The organism is Mesorhizobium sp. P3_A9 (assembly GCF_056402975.1).
The window spans coordinates 162,698-173,078 of the sequence record NZ_JBFUGJ010000001.1 but is presented as its reverse complement, the minus strand read 5'-3'; the positions used below and the strand labels follow the sequence as shown (position 1 = coordinate 173,078).

9 protein-coding genes are annotated in these 10,381 nt (G+C 64.9%); 3 read left to right on the top strand and 6 right to left on the bottom strand.

Going from position 1 to position 10,381, the window contains the following annotated elements:
- The 3 genes from AC1DX0_RS00815 to AC1DX0_RS00805 form a co-directional block, all read left to right on the top strand.
- A partial coding sequence (locus AC1DX0_RS00815) for a LysR substrate-binding domain-containing protein (protein ID WP_477354039.1) occupies positions 1-279 on the top strand: 279 nt, incomplete at its 5' end.
- A gap of 181 nt (positions 280-460) precedes the next feature.
- The gene (locus AC1DX0_RS00810; protein ID WP_477221652.1) at positions 461-904 is read left to right on the top strand and encodes a hypothetical protein; all 444 of its coding nucleotides are present in this window, start codon (positions 461-463) and stop codon (positions 902-904) included.
- Positions 901-3,060 carry a phospholipase D-like domain-containing protein gene (locus tag AC1DX0_RS00805; protein ID WP_477221651.1) on the top strand — a complete coding sequence of 720 codons (2,160 nt, stop codon included), beginning with the start codon at positions 901-903 and terminating at the stop codon, positions 3,058-3,060. The genes AC1DX0_RS00810 and AC1DX0_RS00805 overlap by 4 nt, the downstream gene beginning before the upstream one ends.
- 70 nt (positions 3,061-3,130) lie before the next feature.
- Here the strand turns inward: AC1DX0_RS00805 and AC1DX0_RS00800 are convergent, their stop codons facing one another.
- From AC1DX0_RS00800 to AC1DX0_RS00775, 6 genes are all read right to left on the bottom strand, one after another.
- Entirely contained in the window at positions 3,131-4,387 is a 1,257-nt protein-coding gene (locus AC1DX0_RS00800; protein WP_477221816.1) for a D-amino acid dehydrogenase, read from the bottom strand.
- 91 nt (positions 4,388-4,478) lie between these two features.
- A complete protein-coding gene (gene alr, locus AC1DX0_RS00795) occupies positions 4,479-5,615 on the bottom strand; it encodes an alanine racemase (RefSeq protein ID WP_477221650.1) in 1,137 nt (378 codons plus the stop codon).
- A 175-nt stretch (positions 5,616-5,790) separates the two neighbouring features.
- A complete protein-coding gene (locus AC1DX0_RS00790; RefSeq protein ID WP_477221649.1) occupies positions 5,791-6,309 on the bottom strand; it encodes an RNA pyrophosphohydrolase in 519 nt (172 codons plus the stop codon).
- Positions 6,310-6,359: 50 nt separating this feature from the next.
- Positions 6,360-7,541: a divergent polysaccharide deacetylase family protein gene (locus AC1DX0_RS00785; RefSeq protein WP_477221648.1), complete on the bottom strand. Its 1,182-nt coding sequence runs from the start codon at positions 7,539-7,541 to the stop codon at positions 6,360-6,362.
- 151 nt (positions 7,542-7,692) lie between these two features.
- The gene (locus AC1DX0_RS00780) at positions 7,693-9,024 is read right to left on the bottom strand and encodes a S41 family peptidase (RefSeq protein ID WP_477221647.1); all 1,332 of its coding nucleotides are present in this window, start codon (positions 9,022-9,024) and stop codon (positions 7,693-7,695) included.
- Position 9,025: 1 nt separating this feature from the next.
- Entirely contained in the window at positions 9,026-10,381 is a 1,356-nt protein-coding gene (locus AC1DX0_RS00775) for a murein hydrolase activator EnvC family protein (protein WP_477354036.1), read from the bottom strand.

The following is a 10,381-nucleotide window of genomic DNA, read 5'->3' as shown; positions in this document are numbered from 1 at the left end:
GACTATGCCTCTGAATTCAGTGCGGACTGGCGCACCAGCTTCGCTATCTCCTCGGCGCTTGGCCAGGCTGAAGCCGTGCGCTCGGGCGCCGGCATCGGCATCCTGCACACCTTCGTCGCCCGCTCGATGCCGGAACTGGTGCCGGTTGAGGCCGTCGCCCCGATCCGCCGCGCCTACTGGCTGGTCTATCACGAATCGGTCCGGCCGCTACGCCGTGTCCAGATCGTCGCCAGCTTCATCACCAAGGCGGTAGAGCGGGAAAGAAGCCTTTTCCTGTAGAATAGAAGCGCTGTCAGAGGCGCCTGGCAGATATGCCGCCGCGACAGCAACACGGCCGAGCCAGACACGCCGCCTTTCCCTTGCCACAAAACCGGGCAGTGTGGCATCAGGCATGCGGTCGTCGGCCACGCGGCGAGGCCGCCGGGTGGGGAAATCGTTCAGAAAGCTGGCGCGGATAAAAATGCGAGCCGTTCTTGCCATCCTGCCGCTGGTTTTCGTCTCGGCCTGCGCTAACCCATGGACAAAAGTGCCGGAAGCCGAATTGCCCAAGCCGATCCGTTACGCCATGGCGCGCCCCTCGCCTTTCGTCATCGGCAATTACTGTGGCCCCGGCACCCGCACCGGCGATTTGTCGGCCCGCCCCGTCGACCGGCTCGACGCTGTTTGCCAGACCCACGACGCCTGCTACATCGCCCGCCACAATCATTGCGACTGCGACGGTGCGCTTGTCGCCTCGGCCAGGGCGATCCGCGATGACAAGTCAGCACCCCGCAAGATGCGCGACGAGGCGGAACTGCTGATCGCCACTTTCGCCATTCCCATCTGCAAGGTGTTTCCGCAGGGCTTCATGCCGCCGCGCGACCCGGCGCAATTGAGCGCCATGAAGACCGGAGCCGCAGGTTGACCGGCCGCGCACCCATCATCCTCGCTTTGTTCGGGCTGGTGCTCATCGCGCTTGTCGGCTGCGCCGGCGCAGGCCGCAATGCCTGCGACCTCCTGCCTGGACAGGAGGCCTGCACGCGGCCCTCGCTGTCGGCCAGCACGCCCGGGCCGCAAGTCGCGGCGTCGCAGTTTTTTGGCGATGCCGGCGCCAGTGACTACGAAAGACGCTTCCTGGCGTTGCTTGCTCATAACCAGCTCGGCGCCATGGATCGCGCCAACGGCACCGGCCCGTTCGGGCGCAACCGCCGCGACGTGCAGAACAGCGACTTCCAGGCGACCTATTCGACGCTGCAGCAACTCGCCGGGCCGCTCGCCAAGACGCATCTGCCGCCGGCCAATGGCGGCAGCGGCGATGGCCATTTCGACGGCCGCTGGCGGGTGTCGCGGCAGACGCTCTACATCGATGCGGCGGCGCGGCCCTTGGCTCCCAAGATTTTCGATTTCTCCGGCCTGCAGGCACGCAGCACCGAGATCGTCCTGCGCCAGGCGGGCAAGCAGCCGGCCGACATCGAAGGCAGCTGCGACGGTCCTCTGGCGATCCGCACCGGCGGAGCGTCACGCAGCATCGCCGCCGGCGCGGCATTCCGCTTTCGCCTGTCGGGTGAGGACGACACGGTCAGCCTGTTTCCAAGCGACAGCCTGAACCGCTGTACGGCGAGAATCCGCTCCAGCCTTGCGCCGGCCGGCGCGCCGCTCACCATCCGACGCGAAGAGACCGCCGATCCGGCACTCGCCAGCTTCGATAGCCAGTACCAGCACTGCCCGGTTCCCAGCAGCGCCGGCCTCGACTCACTGGAGCGCGCCTTCTACGCCAGCCGCTGGCTGTCGCAGACCTGCGCCCTGCCGATCGGCGAGCCCAGGCTGCTGCGCAAGTCGCGCGACGGCTTCAACGCCAAGGTCGAGGCGCTGGTGGGCGCGCCGCTGTCCGATGCGGCCATAGACAAGGGCGACCCGGAACTGCCGCTCGATTTCTCCAGGGCGCCAAGGCTGAAGCTGATCTATCTGTCCTCGCTGGAATTCAAGGCCGACTTTTCCGGCCGCATCATCGAGCGGCTGATCCGCCATCATGCGGCCATGGGCACCAAGGTGCGCATCATGGTCACCGACGTGCTGGAGCGCGAAAAGGACGACGCCATGCTGCACCGGCTAGCGGCCGAATTCCCCAATGTCGAATTGCAGGAATATCGCTGGCGCGCCGATCATGGCGCGCCGATCGACGAGCAGATTTCACAATTGCACAAGGTCCTTCACATCAAGATGCTGGCGACACTGGCGCAGGACCCTACGCGTTCGCGCGTCATCATCGGCGGCCGCAACATCCATGACGGTTTCCTGTTCCACCAGCCGATCGACCTGTCGCGCTATCCGGACCTCGAACAATACGGCAAGACCGACGGGCTTTCGCTGAACTACTATTCGAACTGGAGCGACTTCGACATCGAGTTCGCCGACCGGACGACAGTCGAGACGCTTGCCGCGCACCTATCGACCGTGTGGCTGCGCGACGCCGACACCAATCTGGCGCGCCCCTTCTCGATCCCGGTCCGCGCCGATGGCCACCCCCGAGGCAATGCCCGGCATTTCATCTCGGTGCCCTATGAGGACGACCATGCGCTGGAAGACTATTTCGTCGAGTTGGTCGACGCCGCCCAGCACCATATCCAGATCGTCAACCCTTACCTCAATCTGACGCCCAGCCTCGCCCAGGCCTTTGACCGGGCGCTCGCGCGCGGCGTCAAGATCGACATTGTCGGCCGCATCGATCTCAAGGGCGATATTGGCGGCAAGTTCCTCACCGCGCTCAACAAGCTGTTCGTCGAGAAATATGGCGACCGCATCAATATCCGCGAGTTCAAGGCGCCCGACGTGGTGCTGCATTCCAAGATCATGATGATCGACGAAAGGCTGGTCGCCATCTCCTCGGTCAACCTCAACAACCGCAGCTTCTTCCACGATTCAGAGAACGGCATGATGGTGCTCGATCCCAGCTTCTACCTCAGGATGAAGCCGGTCTATGACGACTATCTCGCCCACTCGAACCCGGTTTCCACCAAGGTGACGATCCCGTGGGCCTACCGGCTGCTGTTCGACGAGGCCTGGGTCAGGCAGGCGTTCTGATGCAATTCCAGGAAAAGTGTGAAGCGGTTTTCCGTCCGGAATTGCATCCACCCAAGAAGACGCGCCGCGGTTATTTCAGGTAGCGTTCCTGCGCCAACGCACGGGCATCGATCTCGGGGACCCGACTGGAGATGATGTCGGCCAGCACCTTGGCCGAGCCGCAGGCCATGGTCCAGCCGAGCGTGCCATGGCCGGTGTTGAGGAAGAGATTGGAAAGCTCGGTGCGGCCGATCAGCGGCGGCCCGTCCGGCGTCATCGGCCGCAGCCCGCACCAGAACGTCGCCTCGCGCATGGCGCCGGCGCCCGGAAAGAGATCGCCGACCGAATGTTCGAGCGTGCGGCGCCGCGATTCGTGCAGCCTGAGATCGAAGCCGGAAATCTCGGCCGTGCCGCCGACACGGATGCGGTCGCCCAGCCGGGTGATCGCCACCTTGTAGGTTTCGTCCATCACGGTCGACACCGGCGCCAGGCCAGCATCCTTGATCGGCACGGTGATCGAATAGCCCTTGACCGGATAGACCGGGATCGACCGTTTCATCCGGCGCATGAAGCCGGCCGAGTAGCTGCCCAGCGCCATCACATAGGCTTCGGACGACTTGAAGCCCTTGCTGGTGCTGAGGTTGGCGATGCGGTTGCGGCTGCGGATGACGCGCCAGATCGTCGTGTCGTATTCGAACGTCACGCCACGCGCCACGCAGAGTTCGGCCAGTTTGTCGGTAAACATCTTGCAGTCGCCGGTCTCGTCATGCGGCAGCCTGAGACCGCCGACGAACTTCTCGCGCACACCGGCCAGCGCCGGTTCCGCCGCGATGCAGCCGTCCTGGTCGAGGACTTCGTAGGGCACGCCATATTTCTTCAGCACCTCGACATCGCCACCGGTGCCGTCGAGCTGCTTTTGCGTGCGAAACAGCTGCAGCGTGCCTTGGGTGCGCTCGTCATAGCTGATGCCGGTGGCCTCACGCAGCGCCTTCAGCGTATCGCGGCTGTATTCGGCCAGCGGCACCATGCGCGACTTGTTGATGGCGTAGCGCTCCGCGGTGCAGTTGCGCAGCATCTTGACCAGCCACGTCCACATATGCGGATCGAAAGCCGGCCGCACCACCAGCGGGCCGTGCTTCATCAACAGCCATTTGATCGCCTTGAGCGGAATGCCGGGGCCGGCCCAGGGCGAGGCATAGCCGGGCGAAATCTCACCGGCATTGGCGAAGCTGGTTTCCAGCGCCGGGCCTTTCTGGCGGTCGAGCACAGTCACCTCGTGACCGGCCTCGGCGAGATAATAGGCCGTGGTCACCCCGATGACACCGCCGCCCAGCACCATGATCTTCATCGCATCACGCTCCACGCCGCCACGGACACCGGGCATGCCATTCCCTGTCTGCCGGATTTTGCCGCGCCCGCCAAGAGGCTAGCCCCAAGGGCTAACCATTGACGTAGCGCCGGTGAAAGCGCGGGCCGAGACTGGCGAGGATTTCGTAGCCGATGGTGCCGGCGTGGCCGGCGGCATCGTCAACGCTCTGCGAGGGACCCAGCAGCTCGACCAGATCGCCCTCGCGCAGTCTGCCGGGCGGCAGAGCGGAAATGTCGAGAATGATGGAATCCATCGAAACGCGCCCGAGGAACGGCAGACGCGCCCCTTCGAACCAGGCCGCCGAAGAGGAACGGCGCAGCCAACCATCCGCATAGCCGAACGAGATCGTCGCCAAGCTGAGTGGGCCTTCCGCCTGATAGGTATGGCCGTAACCGACGCCGGTGCCCTTTTCGACGCGGCGCGTCTGCGCCACCTTGGCCTGCAGCGACACGACAGGAAGCATCGGATTGGCTTCGCCGGGCGTCGGGTTGATGCCGTAGAGCGCCGCCCCTGGCCTGGCGAGGTCGTAATGGTAAGACGGCCCGAGAAAGATGCCGGAGGAATTGGCGAGCGAGGCAGGCGCCTCGGGCAGCATGGCGCGTAGCCGCTCGAAGGTCAGCCGCTGTTGTTCATTGGCCGCATGACGTGGCTCGTCGGCGCAGGCCAGATGGCTCATGACATATCTGACGTCGATTCCGTCGAACGCGCCGGCATCCCCGGCCAGCGCCTCGACTTCCGCCGGCGCCATGCCGAGCCGCGACATGCCGCTGTCGGCCTGAACCGCCGCCGGCAGCTTTCGGCCGGCAGCGCGTGCCGCAGCACTCCAGGCTTTCAACTGCGCGCCACTGTTGATGACCGCACAGAGGTCCGCCGCCACCGCCTCCGGCTCAGAGCCTGGCGGCAGCCCGTTCAGCACGTAAATGTCTGGCCCAGCCCCAATCGCCTTGCGCAGCGCGATGCCTTCAGCCAGCAGGGCGACGAAGAAGATGTCGCAGCCTTCCCGGGTCAGCGCCGATGCCACTTGGGCAGCGCCGAGACCGTAGCCATTGGCCTTGACCACGCCGGCGCAGCGCACGCCGCCCAGCCGCGCCTTCAGTCGCCGGTAGTTTTCACGGATCGCGCTGAGGTCGATGGTGAGGATGGCCCCAGCCGCCGCCTCGCTTATGGCAGCATCCTCGGGCGATGACCTCTTGGGGGCGTCGTGCATGGCGACCCTTATTGTGGCGGATAGACATCAATAGGACCGTCGGGCCAGTGGGGCAACCGCGATCGTTTCAGAGGCCGCCGTTCACTTTGCTATCTCTTAGTTTCAACGCAATTCCCAAGGGAAAGCGCTACCCGCTTTTCCCGGGAAAACCGCTCACACTTTTCCTGGAATTGCTCTATCGCGCCAGATGGCTGAACGCCGCCACCACGTCTTCATAGACCTTGCGCTTGAACGGCACGATCAGGTCGGGCAGGTCCTGCATCGGCCGCCACGACCATTCGTCGAATTCGGCGGTGTGGCCGCCTGGCGGCGGATTGATCTGGATTTCGCTGCTGTCGCCATGGAAGCGGAAGGCGAACCATTTCTGCGTCTGGCCGCGATACCGGCCTTTGAAGGCAATGCCGACGAGATGGTCCGGCAGATCATAGTTGATCCAGTCCGGCGCCTCGGCGAGCAGCGAGACGCTGCGCATGCCGGTCTCCTCGTAGAGCTCGCGCTCCGCCGCCTGCAGCGGCTCCTCGCCCTTGTCGATGCCGCCTTGCGGCATCTGCCACAGCTGCGTCGTGCCGGCGAATTCGCTGTCGGGCTCGGCAATGCGATGCCCGACCCAGACCAGGCCCTCGCCATTGAGGATCATCAGCCCGACACACGGACGGTAGGGCAGCGTTTCACGATCAACTGTCTTTTTAGCCATCTGACGCTCTCTGGCTGTTCTTGGGAAAGTTCGGTGCGATCAGCAGATCGTCACCCCTTTTGCGGATCGATCGCCACCGCCGAAATCGGGACGATCTCGATGCCGCGTTTCTTGGCTTCGGCAATCCAGGACGAGACGGTGTCGACCGTCAGGTCGAAGGCCGAGCCGATGCCGACGGCAGAGCCCTTGGCGCGCGCGGTGGCTTCGAGACTGTCGAGTTTCTTCAGGATGGCGCCGCGATCCTGCACCGCGTCGATCGCCATGTCGCCGGCGACGAAGGGCACGCCGTCCTTCAGCGCCAAATCGGGTGCCAGGCTGCGTGCCGACGAGCCGTCGTCGATATAGGCGAGGCCCCGTTTGCCGAGCTCGGCCATGAACGGCTCCATCGCCGCCGTGTCGGCGGAAAAGCGCGCGCCCATATAGTTCATGACGCCGGTATAGTTCGTCGTCCGCGACAGCGCCCAGTGCAGATTCTTGAGGTTCTCTTCAGCGCTCGCCGCTACGGTCAGCGTGTTGCGGCCAGGGTTGACGTTGGGATAGTCGAACGGTTCGAGCGGCACCTGCATGACGATCTCGTGGCCGCCCTGCCTGGCAGCCTGCATCCAGCGGCCGATGCTGTTGCCTTGCGGCGCGAAGCCCAGCGTCACTTCCGGCGGCAGCTTCGCAATGGCCGCCTGGGTACCGGTCTGCGAGACCGCAAGTCCACCGATGACGATCGCCACGCGAGCACCGCGCGCGCCGGACCACGGCCGCGCATAGACATCGAACGGCCGCCGCCCATCGGCGGAGCGCATCGGCAAGGGTCCGGTGTCGCTGGTCTCGATCAGCGCCTTGTCGGGGATATGCGCGATCTTCAGGTTCTGGCCGATGCTTGAGGGGTCACGGATGACGATGGCCGCCTGCGGAGGACCATCGCCCTCCTGCTTCTGCACATGGATGATCTGCGGACCACCGGTCTTGGTCGGCGTTTCAACCTTTGGCGCCGCGACCGGGGCCAAAGCGGATGGTGCAGCGGCGGGCTCGGCGGCCGCCGTCACTTTCGGCGCCGAAACGGCGACCTCTTGCGGCTTGCGAAACGGCTTTTCCCGGAGCGCGATCGCGGCCGAGACGCCGACCACCGCCAGCACCACGGCGCTGGCTGCAATCACGCCCGCGCTGACCTTGCCGGCAGCGCGCGGCGCCCGGACGGTCTGTCCAAGCGGGCGTTCGATGTCCTTGCCGATATCAGCCAAGCCCTGTCCCCGGGCGCATCCCTGGCGCCACATCTGGAGGCCGCGTCTTGCCTCCCCGAATCAAACTGCCGGAACCTTTCGGTCCCGGCAGCATCGCATTGCTTCGTTCAGGCGGCCAGACCTGGCCGGCCAAACCGTTACTGCCAAACCATTACTGGTTGAGCACGGCCTTTTCCGGATTTGGCGGGAAGGCCGGATCGGTCTTCTCGCCACGCAGCAGCTGCTCGGCAAAGATGAGCTGCAGATCGTCCTTGGGATCCGGCGGCACATAGGCTGCCGAGCCCGAGCCGGTCGAGCTCTCGTCGGCGCCCTTGATGTGGCCCTTGAGGTCGGATTCACCGCGGGTCAGATCCCTGCCCTGCAGTTCGGGCGGCAGCGGCTGGTCGACCTTGATGTCGGGCGTGATGCCCTTGCCCTGGATCGACTTGCCCGACGGCGTGTAATAGAGCGCCGTCGTCAGCCTGAGCGCACCATTCTCGCCGAGCGGAATGATGGTCTGCACCGAACCCTTGCCGAAGGACTGCGTGCCGACCACCGTGACGCGGCGCAGATCCTGCAGCGCGCCGGCGACGATTTCGGAAGCACTGGCCGAGCCGCCATTGACGAGCACGATGATCGGCTTGCCGTTGACATCGTCGACCTGCTTCGGCTTGGCGTCGAAGCGGGTGACGTCCTTCGGATCGCGACCGCGCGTCGAGACGATCTCGCCACGCTTCAGGAAGGCATCGGACACGCTCACCGCCTGGTCGAGCAGGCCGCCCGGATTGAGGCGCAGGTCGAGCACATAGCCCTTGAGCTTGTCGTCCGGCACCTGCTTCTTGATGGTGTCGATGGCATTCTCGAGGTCGTCATAGGTCTTTTCGGTGAAGGAGGTGATCTTCATGTAGCCGATGTCGTTCTCGACCCGGAACTTGACCGCCTTGACCTTGATGATGTCGCGCACCACCGTCAGCTCGATCGGCTTGTCGGCGCCCTGGCGCAGGATGGTGAGCTTGATCGGTGTGTTGACCAGGCCGCGCATCTTCTCGACCGCGTCGTTCAGCGTCAGGCCGCGGACCTCTTCGCCGTCGATCTTGGCGATATAGTCGCCGGCCAGCACGCCGGCCTTGGCAGCGGGCGTGTCGTCGATCGGCGTGATCACCTTGACCAGGTCGTTCTCCATGGTGACCTCGATGCCGAGGCCGCCGAACTCACCCTTGGTCTGCACGCGCATGTCCTGCGCCTGCTCGGCGTTCATGTAGGAGGAGTGCGGGTCGAGCGACGAAAGCATGCCGTTGATGGCGTTCTCGACCAGCGACTTGTCGTCGGGCGGCGTGACATATTGTGCCCGCACCCGCTCGAAGATGTCGCCGAAGATCGCCAGCTGCTTGTAGGTCTCCGATCCCGCAGCGTTCGCCGACGAGCCAGGAGCGCCATAGACAAGGCTCATGGCGGACGCGCCCATCAGCGCACCGGCAAACAGAAGCGACAGTTTCCGCATCATTTCACGTCCTTCCAGAAAAACGGTCCGCCCACCATGGGGCCGGATCGACGGGTTTTCCATCCTTGCGAAACTCGACGTAGAGTTCCGGTGTGGCATTTCCATTCTTCGAAGCCGAGGTGCTTGCCACCCGGGCCTCTCCCATCGCGCCGACCGGCTCTCCTGCGAGCACCGACTGGCCAGTCACGACGCTGATTCTGCTCATCCCTGCCAGAACGACATGATAGCCGTCCCCGGCATTGAGGATCAAGAGTTGACCATAGGAGCGAAACGGCCCCGCATAAAGCACATTCCCATCCGCCGGTGCGGTGACGATGGCTCCCGATTGTGTCGCAAGCATGTCTCCAAGCATCACCGCGCCGTTACCGTCATCGGCGCCAAACCGGCGTTTGATGCGGCCGGTAACCGGCAACGCGATCTGCCCTTGCAGCGCTGAAAAGGGCGCCGTCGCGGTGAGCCTGTTGCCTTCGGGAACCGGCAATGACGCCAGCGATGCCGTTGTGTCGCCACCCGTCCGACCGTCACCCCCCTGGCCCGCGGCGGCCGCCTTTGCGGCATCCGCGGCCTTGCGGGTCTTGTCGGCCTGCGCTTCGAGCGACGCGATCAGATCCTTAAGGCTGGAGGCCTTGGCCGCCAGCGCTTCGGATTTCTGCTGCTCGGTCGCCATCTGCGCCTGCGTATCGGCCTCGAGCTTCTGCTTGGCCTCCAGCAGCATGCCGAGCCGCTTCTTTTCCGCCGTCTGCTCGCCGACCGCCTCCGTCAGCCGCGCCCGCTCGGCTTCGATCGAGGCCGTCCCCCGGGTCTGTTCCGTGAGGTCGGCCAGCAGGCTATCGGTCTGCTGGCGCAATTCCGGCACCACGGCGCCGAGCAGGATGGCGCTGCGCACCGACGACAGCGCATCCTCCGGCTTGACCAGGATCGCCGGCGGCGGGTTGAGCCCCATGCGCTGCAGCGCGCCCAGCACTTCGGCCAGCACGTCGCGCCGTGCCATCAGCGAGGCACGGATCTTCTGCTGCTGGGCCTTGAGCCCCTCCAGCTTGGCGCCGATGTCCTCGATGTCCTGGCCAAGCTTCTGCTCGGTCATCGCCGACTGGATCAGTGCGGCGGTGATCGAGGCATGGTCCTTCTTGACCGCGGCGATATCGGCGGCGAGCTTGGCCAGCCGTTCCGACGACAGCGTGATTTCCTTGGAAACCTGTTCGTATTCGGCACGGCTCTGGTCCGGATCAGGCGTCATGTCGAGCGTGTTCTCGGCCCGCGCTGCGTGGAGCGACAGAAGGATCGCCGCTGCCGCGATGCCGCAGCGCGCGCGCCAGGAGCCCCCTTTTGGGCTCGGTGTCGATTTCCAGCCTTCAGACAT

Bases quoted from the DNA above. Each gene is read 5' to 3' on its own strand.
- AC1DX0_RS00790 (WP_477221649.1), bottom strand. From the start codon at position 6,309: ATGGCTAAAAAGACAGTTGATCGTGAAACGCTGCCCTACCGTCCGTGT.
- AC1DX0_RS00810 (WP_477221652.1), top strand. From the start codon at position 461: ATGCGAGCCGTTCTTGCCATCCTGCCGCTGGTTTTCGTCTCGGCCTGC.
- AC1DX0_RS00780 (WP_477221647.1), bottom strand. From the start codon at position 9,024: ATGATGCGGAAACTGTCGCTTCTGTTTGCCGGTGCGCTGATGGGCGCG.
- AC1DX0_RS00800 (WP_477221816.1), bottom strand. From the start codon at position 4,387: ATGAAGATCATGGTGCTGGGCGGCGGTGTCATCGGGGTGACCACGGCC.
- alr (WP_477221650.1), bottom strand. From the start codon at position 5,615: ATGCACGACGCCCCCAAGAGGTCATCGCCCGAGGATGCTGCCATAAGC.
- AC1DX0_RS00775 (WP_477354036.1), bottom strand. From the start codon at position 10,381: ATGTCTGAAGGCTGGAAATCGACACCGAGCCCAAAAGGGGGCTCCTGG.